Source organism: Butyrivibrio sp. AE2005 (genome assembly GCF_000686965.1).
In the GTDB taxonomy this organism is placed as follows: Bacteria; Bacillota; Clostridia; order Lachnospirales; family Lachnospiraceae; genus Butyrivibrio; species Butyrivibrio hungatei_A.
In genome coordinates, this window is sequence record NZ_JMMD01000001.1 from 319,624 (window position 1) to 337,424 (window position 17,801).

General features: G+C 42.1%; 13 protein-coding genes and 1 tRNA gene. 13 read left to right on the forward strand and 1 reads right to left on the reverse strand.

From position 1 onward, the window contains the following. Positions 1–12: 12 nt before the first annotated feature. The 8 genes from recA (at position 13) to DL92_RS0101500 (ending at position 10,399) form a co-directional block, all read left to right on the forward strand. Positions 13–1,074, forward strand: a complete 1,062-nt coding sequence (gene recA, locus DL92_RS0101465; RefSeq protein ID WP_034461987.1) for a recombinase RecA — start codon at positions 13–15, stop codon at positions 1,072–1,074. Further along, the gene (locus tag DL92_RS0101470; protein WP_026666682.1) at positions 1,074–1,691 is read left to right on the forward strand and encodes a regulatory protein RecX; all 618 of its coding nucleotides are present in this window, start codon (positions 1,074–1,076) and stop codon (positions 1,689–1,691) included. The genes recA and DL92_RS0101470 overlap by 1 nt, the downstream gene beginning before the upstream one ends. A 119-nt stretch (positions 1,692–1,810) precedes the next feature. Then, positions 1,811–3,355, forward strand: coding sequence for a ribonuclease Y (rny, locus tag DL92_RS0101475; protein WP_026655030.1), 1,545 nt, complete (start codon positions 1,811–1,813; stop codon positions 3,353–3,355). 102 nt (positions 3,356–3,457) lie between these two features. Further along, positions 3,458–4,789 carry an RsmF rRNA methyltransferase first C-terminal domain-containing protein gene (locus tag DL92_RS0101480; protein ID WP_026666683.1) on the forward strand — a complete coding sequence of 444 codons (1,332 nt, stop codon included), beginning with the start codon at positions 3,458–3,460 and terminating at the stop codon, positions 4,787–4,789. Positions 4,790–4,815: 26 nt separating this feature from the next. Further along, entirely contained in the window at positions 4,816–6,540 is a 1,725-nt protein-coding gene (locus DL92_RS0101485; RefSeq protein WP_026666684.1) for an ABC transporter ATP-binding protein, read from the forward strand. Then, on the forward strand, positions 6,537–8,267 hold the full coding sequence (locus DL92_RS0101490) for an ABC transporter ATP-binding protein (RefSeq protein WP_026666685.1): 1,731 nt from the start codon (positions 6,537–6,539) through the stop codon (positions 8,265–8,267). Before DL92_RS0101485 ends, DL92_RS0101490 begins: the two co-directional genes overlap by 4 nt. Before the next feature lie 167 nt (positions 8,268–8,434). Beyond that, complete coding sequence (locus DL92_RS0101495) at positions 8,435–10,090, forward strand: putative manganese-dependent inorganic diphosphatase (RefSeq protein ID WP_026655025.1); 1,656 nt, start codon at positions 8,435–8,437, stop codon at positions 10,088–10,090. 226 nt (positions 10,091–10,316) lie between these two features. Then, positions 10,317–10,399: transfer RNA gene (locus tag DL92_RS0101500), tRNA-Leu, on the forward strand. A gap of 88 nt (positions 10,400–10,487) precedes the next feature. On the opposite strand, the gene DL92_RS0101505 is transcribed toward DL92_RS0101500, so the two are convergent. Beyond that, positions 10,488–11,096 carry an NUDIX hydrolase gene (locus DL92_RS0101505; RefSeq protein WP_026666686.1) on the reverse strand — a complete coding sequence of 203 codons (609 nt, stop codon included), beginning with the start codon at positions 11,094–11,096 and terminating at the stop codon, positions 10,488–10,490. A gap of 114 nt (positions 11,097–11,210) precedes the next feature. Between DL92_RS0101505 and DL92_RS19975 the strand changes: the two genes are divergently transcribed. From DL92_RS19975 to DL92_RS0101530, 5 genes are all read left to right on the forward strand, one after another. Further along, on the forward strand, positions 11,211–12,299 hold the full coding sequence (locus tag DL92_RS19975; protein ID WP_051198950.1) for an HD-GYP domain-containing protein: 1,089 nt from the start codon (positions 11,211–11,213) through the stop codon (positions 12,297–12,299). A gap of 116 nt (positions 12,300–12,415) precedes the next feature. Continuing rightward, positions 12,416–12,739, forward strand: a complete 324-nt coding sequence (locus DL92_RS17940) for a zf-HC2 domain-containing protein (protein ID WP_027208305.1) — start codon at positions 12,416–12,418, stop codon at positions 12,737–12,739. Positions 12,740–12,803: 64 nt separating this feature from the next. Continuing rightward, complete coding sequence (gene polA, locus DL92_RS17945; RefSeq protein WP_026666687.1) at positions 12,804–15,002, forward strand: DNA polymerase I; 2,199 nt, start codon at positions 12,804–12,806, stop codon at positions 15,000–15,002. Next, positions 14,989–15,630 (forward strand): dephospho-CoA kinase, encoded by a 642-nt coding sequence (coaE, locus tag DL92_RS0101525; protein WP_242827149.1) that lies wholly within the window; start codon positions 14,989–14,991, stop codon positions 15,628–15,630. Before polA ends, coaE begins: the two co-directional genes overlap by 14 nt. Beyond that, on the forward strand, positions 15,627–17,795 hold the full coding sequence (locus DL92_RS0101530; RefSeq protein ID WP_242827150.1) for a cell division protein FtsA: 2,169 nt from the start codon (positions 15,627–15,629) through the stop codon (positions 17,793–17,795). Before coaE ends, DL92_RS0101530 begins: the two co-directional genes overlap by 4 nt. The last annotated feature ends 6 nt before the right edge of the window (positions 17,796–17,801 follow it).

The following is a 17,801-nucleotide window of genomic DNA, read 5'->3' on the forward strand; positions in this document are numbered from 1 at the left end:
AAGGAGACCCGTATGGAGAGAGAAGAAAAACAAAAAGCACTTGAGGCAGCACTTGGTCAGATTGAGAAGCAGTTTGGTAAAGGTGCTGTAATGAAATTAGGTGATTCATCAGATACTATGAATATCGAAACAATTCCCACAGGCTCACTCAGCCTTGATATTGCACTTGGACTTGGTGGAATTCCCAAGGGAAGAATTGTTGAGATATATGGACCTGAATCAAGTGGTAAGACTACGGTTACTCTTCACATGATCGCTGAAGTTCAGAAGAGAGGCGGTATCGCAGGATTTATCGATGCTGAGCATGCACTTGATCCTGTATATGCCAAGAACATCGGTGTAGATGTAGATAATCTTTATATTTCACAGCCCGACAGCGGAGAGCAGGCTCTTGAGATCACAGAGACCATGGTTCGCTCGGGTGCTATTGATATAGTTGTTGTTGACTCGGTTGCTGCGCTTGTTCCGAAGGCAGAAATTGATGGCGATATGGGAGATTCTCATGTCGGACTTCAGGCAAGACTTATGTCTCAGGCACTTCGTAAGCTTACTGCGGTTATCAGCAAGTCAAATTGTACAGTAATCTTTATCAACCAGCTCAGAGAGAAGGTTGGTATTATGTTTGGTAATCCCGAGACTACAACAGGTGGACGTGCCCTTAAGTTCTATTCATCCGTTCGTATGGATGTTCGCCGTATTGAAGCAATCAAGCAGAACGGTGAGAACACAGGTAACAGAACAAGGGTTAAGGTCGTTAAGAATAAGATCGCTCCTCCTTTTAAAGAGGCAGAGTTTGACATTATGTTCGGTAAGGGAATATCTGTTACAGGAGATATCCTTGATCTTGCTGCAAGCGTAGATATTGTTAACAAGAGCGGTGCCTGGTATCAGTACAATGGCGAGAAGATCGGACAGGGACGTGAGAATGCAAAGCTCTATCTTGAGAACAACCCTGAGATTCTTGCAGATATCGATGCTAAGGTAAGAGCATATTACAATCTTCCCGTAGATGTATCGGCAGCAAAGAAAACTGCTGAGGAACCTGCAACAAAGAAGACTAAGGCAGCGAAATAATGATCGTTTCAGATATATGTGCATTGGATAAAAAGAGATCCAAAGTATTCCTAGACGGTGAATTTGGTTTTGTCTTATACAACGGTGAGCTCAGAGACTTTGATATTAAAGTCGGCAATGAACTTTCCGAAGAAAAATACAATGAGATTATGCGCGGACTTCTGCCCAAAAGGGCGAAGCTCCGTGCTATGAATTTATTGCAAAAAAAGGACTACACGGAGAAACAGCTAAGAGATAAGCTTTCTGACGGTATGTATCCGGAGGAGTGCATAGATACTGCGATAGATTATGTTAAGTCATTCAGATACGTGGATGATGAGAGATACACGGGTGACTATATAACTTATCATATGTCAATGCGAAGCAGGAACAGAATTATAATGGACCTGATGAATAAGGGGATTTCCAAGGATATTATCCTGCAAAAGCTTGAAGAACTGTATTCTGAGTGCGGAGATGAGGCTGAAATTTCTCAGATCAAACAACTTCTTATCAAGAAAAAATATGATGCGCAAACGATTGACCATAAAGAAAAGCAGAAACTTATTGCCTTTCTAATGAGGCGAGGGTACGACCTCTCTATGATTAAAAAGGCTATGGATAGCGGAATAACTTGACACTGCGTTTTATAGAATGTAAAATTTAAGTGTTGTAAAATTGTATTTAAGTGTGCATTTTTTTTGTGCACTATACAAAATATTGTACAATGAAAATTGAATAAGGAGGTGCTCCTGTAATGACTACTGTTATAGTTGCAGCAGTAACTCTTGTTCTTTCTGCGATTTTAACTTGGATTGTTTCTTCTGCTTATCAGAAAAAGGTAACAGAGGGAAAAATCGGAAGCGCTGAAGAGAGGGCAAGAAAAATTATTGACGAAGCACTCAAGACTGCCGAAGAAACGAAGCGTGAGAAACTTCTTGAAGTAAAGGAAGAGGCACTTAAAACACGTAATGAACTCGAGAAAGAAGTACGAGACAGAAGAAATGAAGTCCAGCGTACAGAGAGGCGTATTCAGCAGAAAGAGGAAAACGTCGAGAAACGATCTGAAGCGATCGAAAGGAAAGAGCAAAGTTTAAATGCGAGAGAGGACGCTTTAAACAAGAAGAATGAAGAGGTTACTAAGCTTAACGAACAGAGGGTACAGGAACTTGAGAAAATCTCTGGCTTAACCTCCGAGCAGGCTAAAGAGTATCTTTTGAAAATTGTCGAAGATGATGTAAAACACGAATCAGCTGTCATGATTAAAACCATGGAAGCTGAGGCTAAGGAAGAAGCTGATAAAAAGGCGAAAGAAATCGTTGTTAACGCGATTCAGCGTTGTGCCGCTGATCACGTCTCCGAAACAACAATTTCCGTTGTTCAGCTTCCCAATGATGAGATGAAGGGTAGAATCATCGGTAGAGAGGGAAGAAATATCAGAACTCTTGAAACAATGACCGGTGTTGATCTTATTATTGATGACACACCTGAAGCTGTAGTTATTTCGGGATTTGATCCCATCCGCCGTGAGGTTGCGCGCATTGCACTGGAGAAATTGATCGTTGACGGTCGTATTCATCCCGCTAGGATTGAAGAGATGGTTGAAAAGGCACAGAAAGAAGTTGCTGCCAAGATCAAAGAGGAAGGTGAAAATGCTGCCATTGAAGCCGGTGTTCACGGCCTCCACCCGGAAGTTATCAAGATTCTTGGTCGTATGAAATTTAGAACAAGTTACGGCCAGAACTGCTTGAAACATTCTGTAGAGGTTGCTCAGTTATGTGGACTTTTGGCGTCGGAACTTGGTCTCGATGTCAGAGTTGCTAAGAGAGCAGGACTTTTGCATGATATCGGTAAAGCTGTTGATCATGAGCTTGAAGGCTCACACATTCAGCTTGGTGTAGATATCTGTAAAAAGTATAAGGAATCACAGACTGTTATTAACGCAGTAGAAGCTCATCATGGTGATGTTGAGCCTCAGTCACTTATTGCTATCCTTGTTCAGGCTGCCGATACAATTTCGTCAGCTAGACCGGGCGCAAGAAGAGAGACTCTTGAAACTTACACATCTAGACTTAAAGAACTCGAAGATATTACCAATAGCTTTAAGGGTGTTGATCACTCTTTCGCTATTCAAGCCGGCAGAGAAGTCAGAGTAATGGTTGTTCCTGAGCAGGTTTCAGATTCAGACATGATACTCATGGCTCGTGATATTGCTAAGAAGATTGAGGATGAAATGGAATATCCCGGACAGATTAAGGTTAATATCATCAGAGAGAGTAGAGCAACTGATTACGCTAAGTAATGCTGTTTCTGAACATTATTGGGTAAATGTAGTGGAGAGGCTATTTTGCGAAAGCAAGATAGCCTCTTTTTGAGTAGAGCACTTATGGAGAATTAAATATATATGTTGCCTGTTGAATTTAAAAACAGAATGAAAGATCTTCTGGGTGATGAAGATTATGAACGTTTTATTGAGGCGTTTGAAGCTGATAACAGATATCATGCTTTAAGGCTCAATACTTTAAAGGCTCGGGAAGAGTTTATTGATAAGCTCGAATGTGTAACAGAGCAGGTTCCGTGGGAAGAAACGGGGTATTATTACAGTGCCGACTTTGCGCCGGGTAAACATCCGTATCACGAGGCGGGGCTTTATTATATTCAGGAACCAAGTGCAATGGCTCCTGTGCATTTCCTTGACCCAAAGCCCGGGGAGAAAATCCTTGATCTTTGCGCTGCACCCGGTGGTAAATCCACTCAGATTGCATGCAAACTTGAGGGCAAAGGTCTTTTAATTACAAACGAGATAAATAAAGACAGAGCGAAGATACTGTCTTTGAATATAGAGAGACTTGGCATTTCCAATGCGATGGTCTTAAATGAAACGTCTGAACATTTAGCAGACTATTTTTACGGTTATTTTGATAAAATATTGGTGGATGCTCCATGTTCCGGCGAAGGTATGTTTAGGAAGAATGATAACGCGGCTGATGAATGGAGCGTAGATAATGTGCTTCTCTGTGCTGAGAGGCAGGCGGAAATACTTGATAATGCCGCTGCAATGCTTGTCCCCGGAGGTACGCTTATCTATTCAACGTGTACTTTCTCAAGGGAAGAGAATGAGGATAACATTGAAGCGTTTTTGAACAGGCATAATGATTTTAAGTGCGAACTTACTAAGAGACTCTTTCCTCATGAAGTTAAGGGGGAAGGACATTTTCTGTGCGTTCTTAAAAGAGACGGTGAGAATATTTCGGTTAAGAACGGCTATGTTCCGGGAGGCAGGATAGTGCCTGCAAGGAAAGAACAGGTAAAGATTCTTGATGATTTCCTTAGAGAGACTTTTACGAAGGATGCTATAGACAGGCTCTTTGACGGCAAAGTTATATTTATGTTCGGAGATCAGATGTATGCGGCTCCAAAAGATATGCCATCTTTTGAAGGGCTTAAAGTATTACGCCCGGGTCTTCATTTGGGAACTCTTAAGAAGGATAGATTTGAGCCTTCACATGCTTTGGCACTGTTTTCAAAGCCGGAAGATGTTAAACTGTCATATGAGATCGCATCCGATGATGACAATATCAAACAGTATCTGAACGGCCAGACACTTCGCGTATCGCGAACGGGTAATAAGGGATGGTGTCTTATCACAACGGACGGATATAGTATAGGCTGGGCGAAGGAAGCCGGCGGAATGCTCAAGAACCACTATCCGAAGGGGCTTCGCATTAACTACTAAAATAAAACAGAAGGAATAATCTAAGAATGAAAAAACTTCTTGTATATCTTAGAGATTACAAAAAAGAAATAGCGCTAGGACCTTTGTTTAAGCTGTTGGAGGCATCTTTTGAACTTATGGTGCCTCTTGTCATCGCAGCTATGATAGATAAAGGTATTGAATTAGGGGATAAGTCATATGTAATTAAAATGTGCATGATACTTATCCTTTTGTGCGTTATCGGATGTATAAGTGCGATAACTGCGCAGTTCTATGCAGCTAAGGCTGCGGCCGGCTTTGCAAAGAAGGTAAAAAGAGCTCTTTTTAACAATATACAATCGCTGTCGTTTTCAGATATGGACAGAATCGGCACATCTGCAATGATGACGAGGATGACAAGCGACATAAATCAGGTTCAGCAGGGCGTTAATCTTACTATTAGGCTTTTGCTGAGGTCGCCTTTTATTGTCTTTGGCGCAATGATAATGGCGTTTACGATCGATGTCAGACAGGCGCTTATTTTTCTTGTGACGATAATTCTGCTTTTTGCGGTTGTCGGCGCGATCATGGGATGGAGTATCCCGAAGTACGGCGAGATTCAGAGCAGGCTTGATACCGTATTAAGGCTCACAAGAGAGAATCATACGGGAGTCAGGGTGATCCGTGCATTTGGACTTGAGAACGAGGAAAAAAATAAATTTCATAAGAGCAACGATTCGCTTATGGAGCTTCAGAGCTTTGTCGGCGGAATTTCTTCGCTTATGAATCCCGTTACTTTTGCAATTCTTAACATTGCGCTCTTGTTCCTAATTTATAAGGGCGGAGTTTATGTTGAAGCGGGCGAGATGACAAAGGGTGAAGTTGTTGCGCTTTATAACTATATGTCCCAGATTCTCGTAGAGCTTATTAAGCTTGCGAATCTTATTCTTACCATCACCAAGTCGATCGCATCAGGGAACAGACTTCAGGAGCTTATCGAGCTTAAGTCTTCCATGGCTGACGGAAACGTTGATACATTTGATGAAACGGATGAACACGTTGTGTTTAACGATGTGTACATGAGATATGAGGGTGACAGTGAGGATTCGCTTGAGAAGATAAATCTCACGGTAAAAAGAGGTGAGAGAATCGGAATTATCGGAGGAACAGGTAGCGGAAAGTCTACGCTTATTAACCTTATTCCAAGATTCTATGATGCCCGCGAGGGAAGCGTTGTAATTGACGGCAGAAATGTCAAAGAATATAAGCTTGATGCCCTTAGAGAGAGAATCGGTATCGTTCCTCAGAAAGCGGTTCTTTTCCACGGAACCGTCAGGGACAATATGCGCTGGGGCAAGAACGATGCGACGGATGAAGAGATTTATGAGGCTCTTCGCATTGCGCAGGCCGAAGAGATTGTTAAGGGAAAAGAAAACGGACTTGATCATATGGTATCGCAGGGAGGAAAGAACTTCTCAGGCGGTCAGAAACAGAGACTTACCATTGCGAGAGCGCTTGTAAGAAAACCTGAGATACTTATTCTTGATGATTCGGCTTCTGCGCTTGATTTCCTTACTGATAAGAACTTGAGAAAAGCAATCGGCGAGATGAAAGATTCACCGACTACTTTTATTGTGTCTCAGAGAACGTCCGCTGTTCACGACTGTGACAAGATACTTGTTCTTGAAAATGGCGCGATTGTCGGAATGGGAACGCATGATATGCTCCTTGAAACTTGTGACTTATACAAGGAAATATATGAATCTCAGTACAAGAAGGAGGGAGCGGTATGAAAAAAGGAACGCTTAGAAAGGTGCTTCACTACGCGGGAAAGTACCGTGGACTTGTCTTTTTGTCAATGATACTTGCTGTTATCACGGCGGCACTAGCGCTTTATATTCCTATTCTTGCCGGAGGGGCGATAGATCTTTTGGTTGGAAAGGGGGACGTTGATTTTGGCAAAGTGATGGCGGTTCTTATGAAGATGCTTGCAGCTATCGTATTTACCGCAATCTGCCAGTGGGTGATGAACAAAGCAAATAATGCGATCACTTTTAAGGTTGTCAGAGACGTTAGGGCGGAGGCTTTCGATAAGCTTCAGATTCTTCCTTTCGAATATCTTGATAAAGTACAGACGGGCGAAATAGTGAGCAGAATAGTGGCGGACATAGATCTTTTTGCGGACGGGCTTCTTATGGGCTTTACGCAGCTCTTTACGGGGATAGTGACTATTCTTTTTACGCTTGTATTTATGTTCTATCTGAATTTCAGGATTGCTATAGTTGTAGTTGCTCTTACGCCACTATCTCTTATTGTTGCGAGAGTAATTGCGGATAAGTCGTTCAAGCTCTTTAAACTTCAGAGCGAAGCAAGAGCAGATCAGACTTCGTTTGTTGACGAGATGATAGGCAATCTTCAGGTTGTTAAGGCGTTTGCTCATGAAGACGAGAATATGGAGTATTTTGATGAGGTGAACGGAAAACTTGAGGATGCTTCGGTTAAAGCGGTTTTTGTTTCCGCAATAACCAATCCGGGAACCAGATTTATCAATAACCTCGTGTATGCTTTCGTTGCGCTTTTTGGTGCGTTTGCTTGTATCAGCGGCGGAATGACGGTTGGTGGACTTACGATCTTTTTGAGCTATGCAAATCAGTATACTAAGCCGTTTAATGAGATTTCAGGCGTTGTTACCGAACTTCAGAATGCGCTTGCCTGCGCAAGACGTGTCTTTGACCTTATTGAGGAAAAGAGCGAGGAGAAGGATAAAGAGACGGCTCCGGAGAAGTTTACCGCTGAGGGTGTTGTGGATATAAGTGATGTTTCTTTTTCCTACGATAAGAAAAAGAAGCTTATTGAAGACCTTGACCTTAGTATCGTTAAGGGGCAGAGAGTTGCGATAGTAGGACCTACCGGAAGCGGAAAGACAACGTTTATTAATCTCCTTATGAGATTCTATGATGTTGACAAGGGAAGTGTTAAGATTGACGGCTATGATATCAGGGATATCAAGAGGCTTGATCTTAGAGATAATTTCGGCATGGTTTTGCAGGAGACGTGGCTGCGGCACGGAACTGTCAGGGATAATATTACTCTCGGAAGAAAAGATTTTAGTGATGATGATATAATCGAGGCGGCTAAAGCGACTCATGCGCACAGCTTTATAAAGAAGCTTCCTGATGGGTATGATACAGTGATTTCGGAGAATGGCGGAAATCTTTCGCAGGGTCAGAAACAGCTTCTTTGCATTACCAGAGTTATGCTCAATATTCCTCCGATGCTGATTCTTGACGAGGCGACTTCTTCAATCGATACGCATACCGAGATGAGGATACAGAGGGCGTTTAATAAGATGATGAAGGGCAGGACGAGTTTCATCGTTGCACACAGACTCTCGACCATAGTCGAAGCGGACGTGATCCTTGTTATGAAGGACGGACATATCCTTGAGCAGGGTAAACACGAGGAACTTCTGGGTAAGAAGGGCTTTTATTATGAATTGTACAATAGCCAATTCGCGTAAAATGTGGTGTTTGATGCAATGATTTGCGATGATGACTTGTTTTGTTACCGGATTTGTTGTGCGAAGAAGCTGAAATAGCACATATTTACTATGGTTCAATATTTTATAGTTATTTTTCGAACTATGTAATAGAATTAGTATAGATGCTTTAAATATGAGGGGAATATATGAAATCAAAAAAGAAAAAAAAGAGACCTGTTTTTGTTATCGGACACAAGAATCCCGATACGGATTCTATATGTGCTGCGATTACATATGCGAAACTTAAGAGCGAGATAACAGGTGATGAGTATATTGCAGGAAGAGCGGGGCACCTAAACGAAGAGACGCAGTTTGTGCTGTCTCATTTTGGCGTGCAGATTCCTGTTTATATTAAGGATGTCAGAACTCAGGTAAGAGACATGGAGATCAGGATGCTCGACGGAATCGGAGCGGATCTTTCTCTTAAGAAAGCCTGGGCTGAAATGCGTGACGCTGAGGTTGTGACTTTGTGCGTTACCGAAAATGATGAAGTAAGCGGAATAATAACGACGAATGATATTGTTGAGACATATATGGATGTTATAGATCCCGGGATTTTGTCTTCTGCAAAAACATCGTACCAGAATATTGTCGAGACTCTTGACGGTGAGCTGATCGTGGGCGATATCGGAGATACCCTTGATAAGGGAAAAGTTGTTATCGCTGCGGCGAGCCCTGATATGATGGAGAATTTCATTGAAGAGGGCGATGTTGTTATTCTCGGAAACAGATATGAGTCACAGCTTTGTGCGATTGAGTTAAATGCCGGATGTATCATAGTCTGCGAGGGCGCGGATGTTGCCAAGACTATTAGGACTCAGGCAAGAGAGCACGGAACCAAGATTATCACAACTCCGCATGACACATTTGTTGTGGCAAGGCTTATCAATCAGAGCATGCCTATAAGCTACGTTATGAAAAGAGATAATGTCGTCTGCTTCCATATGGACGACTACATCGAAGATATTCAGGAAGTTATGGCTTCCATGAGACACAGGTATTTCCCTGTGCTTGATAAGAATGAGCATTATGTCGGAATGATCAGCCGTAGAAATTTCCTTGGTGCGAAAAAGAAGCAGCTCATTCTTGTAGATCACAATGAAAAGAACCAAGCTGTTAACGGCGCGGATTCTGCGGATATTCTGGAGATTATCGATCATCACAGGCTTCGCACGATTGAAACATCGGGACCTGTATTTTTCAGAAACCAGCCCCTTGGTTCAACATGTACGATCATTTATCTGATGTACAAAGAGTACGGAGTTGATGTTGATAAGGTTACAGCGGGACTTCTTCTTGCTGCAATCCTTTCCGATACGCTTATGTTCAGATCGCCGACTTGTACTAATATTGACAAGAAAGCGGGAGAGGAACTTGCTTCGATAGCGGGCGTTGATTACGAGGGATTTGCAAAAGAGATGTTCCATGCGGGATCCAATCTTAGCGGCAAGACTGCAAGCGAGATTCTTCATCAGGACTTTAAGAAGTTTACAGTCGATGATATGAACATCGGAATCGGCCAGATCAACTCAATGAGCTCTGAAGAACTTCTTGATATAAAAGACAAGGTTGAACCTGAACTTAAGAAAGCTGCGGAAGATGATGGCCTCGACATGCTGTTCTTCATGCTTACCAACATAATCGACGAGTCTTCTGAAGTTCTTTTCACCGGCGCAAAGTCGCAGTATACCATCAACAGCGCCTTTGGCATAAACGTCTCCGGCGACAAAGCAACACTTCCCGGCGTTGTTTCGAGAAAGAAGCAGCTTCTTCCGGCGATTGTTGAAGCGATTCAGAATTGATCGTGTTGTGCAGAGAGTTAGTTGTGTTAGTAATATATATGATACGGAGAGCCGTCGCTTTAAGTGGCGGTTCTTTTGTTTTTGATAAAAAAGTTAGTGTTTGAGCAAGCTTTTGATACTTATCGATAATGATTTTTTATGACAAATAATGAATAAGCCTCTTGATTATAAATATTCTCTATGATATAGTAATAAAGCTGTACGTCAGTACAGGCACAGAAAGAATGCCGGCATGTCGGAATGGCAGACGATGCAGACTCAAAATCTGTTGTGGGTAACCACGTGTGGGTTCAAGTCCCACTGCCGGCACTAAATTATTAAAACCGATAACCAACGCAGTTTGATTTAAAGTCGCGTGGTTGTCGGTTTTTATTTGTGCAACATGGTTTCTTTAAGTTTATTTCATGACTTTATCTTTGAATAAGTAATACGCAAGCACGTGCAGGGCTTGCTTGAAATCACCGCCGTTGATTGCTGACAATAGCTCAGTTTCACTTAAAGTCACAACATTCAGAAACTCGGTTGCGTCAAGTTCCTGGGAAGCGGAGAGTGTGCAATCTGTGGCACAGTAGATGTGCACATTGCTGTTAGAAATTGTGGCATTTGCGGGAATTGTGAGAAGGTGTGTCCAGTTATCTGAGGTGTAGCCTGTCTCTTCGCGAAGTTCGCGCTTTGCCGCTTCGAATGCGTCGTCTTCCGATGCGATGATGTTTTCTTTTGTTATGCTTGAACCGATGTGATGCGGATCGTATTCAATGCCTCCGGCAGGAAACTCCGTAGTAATTTCATCGATTCCGTGTCTGTACTGGCGGACGCAGATGTATTTTCCGTCTTTATCGGTTGCTACAACAAGAGAAAAGCTGTGTTTTGAGTAGTTGTAAACGGGTGAAATCGTCTGTCCGTCGGGGAGTTTGTATTCGTTTCTTCTAAAGTCAATCCATTGATCCTGGATGATATGTTCTTCGTTTTTTAATTCCCAGTATAGTTTTTTCTCAAAAATGGTCATAAATTACCTCTTTTTTTCTAAATTTTACGCAATGTATTTTATCACAAATCAGGCATTTACTGATATAATATTTCGTAGGTATGGTTATTTCTATTTATGAGGCGGTGTAATAATATGAAACTACTAGCAGTTGATAAACTTGTGCCCGGACTGATTGTTTCGGAGAATATATATACGATTGACGACAGACTTGTTCTGGCGAAGGGAACCGTTCTTGATGAGAAGGATATACTCAGAATCAAGTCGCATTCCCTTTATAACATCTTTGTTGAAGACGACAAGCCGGTTGAACGTACGGAAAAAGAAGAAACAAATCCTGAGGACTTTTTATCATACTCAGAAAAACTCAAGAATTCTGAAGGGTTCATCAGATTTAAGCGCGACATAGAAGAGAAAGCCAAAAAACTCGAAGAATCTTTTAAGATGATCGCTAATGACGGAGCGCCTCTTGACGTAGAGAAGCTTACAGAACCAGTTTTCCACCTCTTTGTTGAGGCTGGCGGCACGGCAGGAGTGTTCGATATGCTCCATAATCTTAGAGATAACAGCGATGCGGTATTCATGCACAGCTTGAATGTCTCTCTTATAAGCAACACGCTTGCAACATGGATGAGACTTCCTGAGGATGTGGTTCAGGTTGTAACAGCAGGCGGACTTCTTCATGACATAGGCAAGATGCTTATGCCTTCGGAACTTCTTAACAAGAAAGCGGCTCTTACAGAATATGAAGAGCGCGTTATGAGAGATCACGTAACCAAGGGATATGAGCTTGTTAAGAACGAGGATATCGATCAGAGGATAAAGAACTGCATTCTTATGCATCATGAGTTCAAGGATGGATCGGGATATCCGCTTCATCTTAGCGGAGACAAGATTGATGAGGTGGTTTCAATCGTCACAGTTTCCAATATATACGATGAGATGACATCACGCAGGACCTACAGAGCACCGATATGTCCGTTTACCGTGATATCACAGTTTGAAAAAGAAGGAATCAACAAATTTGATCCCAACGTAATCATGACATTCCTTGGCAATATCGCAAATACATTCATTGCCAACAGAGTTATGCTTAATACGGGCCAGACGGGCGAGATCATATTTGTCAACGCAGAGCACCTTTCGCGTCCTGTTGTAAAGTGCGGAGAGAACTACGTAGATCTTTCATCAAACAAGAGCCTGTCTATTGTTGCCGTTATTTAAATCATTGTAAATGAAATTTGTTTGTAGTATTCTTTATGTTGTAGAAATGGCTGTTGAGAGTACATTATGTTATACAACATATTGGAATTTTTGATATTTGTTATGCGGAGCCGAACATGAACTGTAAAGAAGCGGATAAACTTATTCCATTATTTTTAGACGATGATCTTGATAACCGTGAACTTTCCGAATTTCTCAGTCATGTTGAGACTTGTCCCGGATGTAAGGAAGAACTGACCATTCAGTTTTTGGTTAAGGTCGGTATGAAGAGGCTTGAAGACGGTAATACCTTCAATCTTCGAAATGAACTTGATGCTCTTTTACTTGATGCAAATAAAAGACTGACAACCAGAAAATATCTGGTGCTATCAAGCTATCTTTTGCAGGCTGTGGTTCTTGCTCTCGGAGGAACAGCACTTTTTCTCGCACTGTTTTTATGAAAAAAGATAGGAACGGGTTTCCTATAAGATCACAAAATAAGCACTATGTTGGGGAAAAAAGTCATTGAGTATTCACGTTATTGACGCTACAAATTTTATAAAGGATGCATTCTACGCCATGCCCGATTTTTCCGATGCTGAGGGAAATCGCATCAGTGGCGTTTACGGTGCAATATATAAGTTAAAGAGCATGCTTCCCGGAAGTGAAGACGCTCTTTTTGCTTTTTCTTTTGAAAAAGATAATGAATCTGAATATACACCTGCGGTTCTCTATCAGACAGACAGGTTTAAAGATATTCTATCAAATGCCGGAGTACCCGAACTTCTGGATGTATCAAAGGGAGCGGCCGGCTCGTCTGAACTTATTGCATATCTTGAAAGCGAACTTGTAAAGCTGTCGCCCACAGGTAAGGTAATCAAGACTCCACAGTTTGAACTTAATATTATTAAGACTTCGGATCTTAACGAGGTTGAGGAGATTTTCAAGAATGCGCATGAGTACGGCGCTAAGAGCAAGGATAATTATATCGGATATTTCCTCATGAGAGAGGGAAATAAAGATACATCTTCCAAGAAAAAAGATACAGTCGGTATCGCACTTTGCTTTGATGAAAAGAGTGCTGTATATATTCCTGTAGAGAACTTCATTTCAGAGTCTTATATCGGAAATAAGCTTGCAGAGCTGAGTAAAGACTGCGCGCTTGTGACATTTGACATTAAGGACGGATATGACATTTTCGAACCTTATGAGATAAGCGACAGGACATCAGGGTATGATGCGGAAGATACAAGCTATCTTACTTCACCGAAGTGCTTTGATACTCTGATAGGAGCTTATCTGTGTAATCCTATCAAGAACGACTACGCAATCGAAGATATTTCCAAAGAATATTTAAAGATTCCTTTTGATAAAAGAAGTGACGTGTTCGGTAAGATGAGTGTTAAAGAAGCGGATGCGGACAAAATTGCGGACTACGCATGCAAATCGGCTTATATATGCAAGGCTTCGGCTCCTCTTATAAGAGAAAAGCTTGCAAAAGCCGGCATGGAGAATCTCTTTTACTATATTGAGATGCCTCTTTCATACATACTCTTTGCAATGGAAAAAGAAGGTATCATAGCAAGGAAAGATGAGCTCAAAGCATATTCGGACAAGCTTGCGGTCAGGATTGCAGAGCTTGAAAAGGCAATATATGAGGCTGCGGGATGCGAGTTTAATATAAACAGTCCCAAGCAGCTTGGAGAAGTTCTTTTTGAAAAACTCGGACTTCCTGCTGAGAAGAAGACAAAGTCCGGATATTCAACAGCGGCTGACGTACTTGAGAAGCTGGCTCCCGATAATAAGATCGTTGCGGACATTCTCGAATACAGAGGGCTTGCGAAATTAAAGTCAACATACGCTGACGGGCTTGCGGCTTATATCGACAGCGACGGAAGGATACATACAAGCTTTAATCAGACAATTACAGCGACGGGAAGAATCAGTTCTACAGAACCGAACCTTCAGAACATCCCCATGAGGACTGAAGAGGGAAGGCTTATCCGTAAGGTCTTTGTTCCGAAAGACGGATATGTTTTCGCAGATGCGGATTATTCCCAGATCGAGCTTAGGATACTCGCTCACATGTCGGAAGATAAGGGGCTTATCGAGGCATACCACGAGGGCGAGGATATTCACAGGATTACGGCATCAAAGGTCTTCCATGTACCGTTTGAGGATGTAACACCGCTTCAGAGGCGAAACGCCAAGGCTGTTAACTTCGGTATCGTATACGGAATCAGTTCTTTTGGCTTGTCTCAGGACTTGTCCATTTCAAGAAGCGAAGCAAAAGAGTATATGGACAAATATTTTGAGACTTATCCCGGTGTGAAGGAATATCAGGACAAAGTGATCGCAAGTGCCAAGGAAACAGGCGTGAGCGACACACTCTTTGGAAGAAAGCGCCCTATCCCCGAGCTCAAAGCATCTAACTTTAACTTAAGACAGTTTGGTGAGAGAGTTGCGATGAATGCTCCTATTCAGGGAACTGCTGCGGATATTATGAAGATAGCCATGATAAATGTCTTTTTCAGGATAAAAAGAGAGAAGCTTAAATCAAGGCTGATACTTCAGATTCACGATGAACTTGTGATCGAGACGGCACCTGATGAGAAAGATACAGTAACAAATATACTTACACAAGAGATGGAGAGTGCGGCAGATCTTTCGGTTCCAATGGAAGTTGACTGCCATATCGGAAACGACTGGTATGAATCAAAGTAAGATGCAGAATAAACTACAAAAAGGAAAAACAAATATTATAGGTGTTACGGGCGGCGTTGGAGCCGGCAAGAGCACCGTACTTAAATACATAAATGATAACTATAACTGCAAGGTTGTCTATTCGGATGACGTTGCAAATGAGATCAAGAAGAAGGGGTATCCCGCATATGACGAGCTTGTGAGAGTTCTCGGGCAGGAAATTCTTGGCGATGACGGCGAGATTGATAAGGCCAAAATGGCAAATGCGATCTTTAAAGATGCAAAAAAACTTGAAAAAGTGAATAAAATTTTGCATCCTGCAGTAAATACATTTATTATTAATATAATAGATGAAGAGAAACTCAGAAACAGAATCGATTTTGTTTTTGTTGAAGCGGCTCTTTTGATCGAAAACGGATATAAAAATATTGTCGATGAGCTTTGGTATATCTATGCCGATGAAGATACCAGAAGAGACAGGCTCAAAGACACAAGAAGCTATTCAGACGAAAAGATTGACGGAATATTTGCTCAGCAGCTTGATGATGAGACATACAGACTAAATGCGGATTTTGTGATTGATAATAGCAGAGATTTAGAAGCAGCATCGGAACAAATTAACAAGAAACTTGGAGAGTGGAGAGAATGATGGCAAGTTTGGAACAGACAGATCAGAAAGTAGTATTTGGTCTTGATATCGGAACAAGAAGCGTGGTGGGAACTGTCGGATACATGAATGACGGACAGTTTAATGTTATTGCGCAGGCGGTTGAGAAACACCAAACAAGAGCTATGCTTGACGGACAGATTCACGACATCGGTAAGGTTGGCGCTACTATAAGAGTTGTCAAAGAAAAGCTTGAGCAGCAGACCGACATACATCTTACTGATGTTTGCATAGCGGCTGCCGGACGAGTTCTTCGTACTGTCAGAACTACATATGAGTATGAGTATCCGGAATCACATGATATTACGGATGAAGATATATATAACCTTGATTCTGCTGCGGTTCAGCAGGCTTATTCGGAATTCCTTCAGAAGAACACATCAGATCTTAAGTTCTATCTGGTTGGATATTCCGTAATGCATTATTATCTTGATGGATATCAGATCGCTAATCTTGAAGGCCATAATGCTGGTAAGGTAAGCGTTGAGCTTATCGCTACATTCCTTCCGGATGATTGCGTAGACGGACTTTACAAAGCGTGCGAGAGAGCGGGGCTTAGTGTTGCAAACCTGACTCTGGAGCCTATTGCAGCTATGATGGTTGCGATTCCCGACAGATTCAGAATGCTCAATCTTGCACTTGTTGACGTTGGTGCGGGTACATCCGATATCTGTGTAACCAACGACGGTTCTATCACGGCTTATGGTATGCTTCCTATAGCCGGTGATGATATTACAGAGATTATAGCTCAGCACTGCCTTGTTGACTTTAATCAGGCCGACGAGATCAAGATCGCGGCAAGTCACAACGACAGAGTTGATTTCATTGATATCATGGGTCTTCGTAAGACCATAACAGCCAAGGACATTGCCAAGATCATAAGACCTCAGGTTGATATGATGGCAAAAAAGGCAGCAGAAGAGATCAAAAGACTTAACGGTGATAAGCCCGTAAGCGCTGTATTCGTAGTAGGTGGCGGTGGATGCGTGCCCGGATATACCAAGGCTATTGCCAGAGAAATGGATATTCCCGAAGAGCGTGTTGCCCTTCGTGGTGAGGAGGTAATGAAGAGCATTACTTTTCTTAATAATGACGGTATCGAGAGAGATTCACTCCTTGTAACACCGCTTGGTATCTGTATCAGCTACTATGAAGAAGCAAACAATATTATCTTTGTTTCATTCAACGGCGAACAGACAAGAATCTACGATAACGGCAAACTTCAGATCATTGACGCGGCTATGCAGGCTTCATTCCAGAATGAAGATCTTTTTCCCAAGAGAGGACAGGAACTTAGATATCTCGTTAACGGAAAAGAGAGAGTTGCAAGAGGTGAGCCCGGCGAGGCAGCAGTTATCAGCCTTAACGGAAAGAGTGCGGACATTCACTCCAAGATTCGTGCAAACGATATCATAGAGGTTACACCTTCAACCGCGGGTGAACCCGGAAAAGCTGTTATTGAGAACATTCCTGAATTTAAGACTAAATTCATGGTGAATGTAAACGGCGTAAATGTTGAGGCATCAAGATTCGCAACTGTAAACGGAGAGCCTCAGACTGCCCTTTACAGCATTAAGAACGGCGATGACATTCAGATACTTGATTACAATACCGTTGAGCAGGTTGCGGCTCTAATGGATATTGAAATTACTGAAGATACGTATATAATCGTAAATAATGAACACGGCGATAAGACTACTCCTGTCTATGAGAATTTCAAAGTAGAGTTCAAGGACAGAGAAGAAGCTATCATGGAATATTACAGAGATTTCCCTGATGCAGATGAAGTTGCTGTAAGCCAGGCCAATGAAGAAGCCTACGAAAGCGATGATTATGATATCAGGAAGTTCGAAGGCAGAAGCGATGAGATGGGATATGAGGATCTTCCCGATGATGACGGAGAGTACCACAGAAGCGAAGAGTCTGTAAAAAATATTCTTGCAAGAGACCTTCATATTATGGTGAACAACGATGCCGTTACACTTCACGGTAAGCCTGAGTACGTGTTTGTTGACATATTTGATTCCATTGATTTCGACCTTACCAAGCCAAACGGTAGGGCAATCGTTACGACCTTAAACGGAAAGACTCCAGATTACTTGCAGTCTATCCATGAAGGCGACAAGATAGAAGTATATTGGAAGTAAGGGGAC

Coding starts and splice junctions, on each gene's coding strand:
- recA (WP_034461987.1), top strand. CDS start 13: ATGGAGAGAGAAGAAAAACAAAAAGCACTTGAGGCAGCACTTGGTCAG.
- DL92_RS0101470 (WP_026666682.1), top strand. CDS start 1,074: ATGATCGTTTCAGATATATGTGCATTGGATAAAAAGAGATCCAAAGTA.
- rny (WP_026655030.1), top strand. CDS start 1,811: ATGACTACTGTTATAGTTGCAGCAGTAACTCTTGTTCTTTCTGCGATT.
- DL92_RS0101480 (WP_026666683.1), top strand. CDS start 3,458: ATGTTGCCTGTTGAATTTAAAAACAGAATGAAAGATCTTCTGGGTGAT.
- DL92_RS0101485 (WP_026666684.1), top strand. CDS start 4,816: ATGAAAAAACTTCTTGTATATCTTAGAGATTACAAAAAAGAAATAGCG.
- DL92_RS0101490 (WP_026666685.1), top strand. CDS start 6,537: ATGAAAAAAGGAACGCTTAGAAAGGTGCTTCACTACGCGGGAAAGTAC.
- DL92_RS0101495 (WP_026655025.1), top strand. CDS start 8,435: ATGAAATCAAAAAAGAAAAAAAAGAGACCTGTTTTTGTTATCGGACAC.
- DL92_RS0101505 (WP_026666686.1), bottom strand. CDS start 11,096: ATGACCATTTTTGAGAAAAAACTATACTGGGAATTAAAAAACGAAGAA.
- DL92_RS19975 (WP_051198950.1), top strand. CDS start 11,211: ATGAAACTACTAGCAGTTGATAAACTTGTGCCCGGACTGATTGTTTCG.
- DL92_RS17940 (WP_027208305.1), top strand. CDS start 12,416: ATGAACTGTAAAGAAGCGGATAAACTTATTCCATTATTTTTAGACGAT.
- coaE (WP_242827149.1), top strand. CDS start 14,989: ATGAATCAAAGTAAGATGCAGAATAAACTACAAAAAGGAAAAACAAAT.
- DL92_RS0101530 (WP_242827150.1), top strand. CDS start 15,627: ATGATGGCAAGTTTGGAACAGACAGATCAGAAAGTAGTATTTGGTCTT.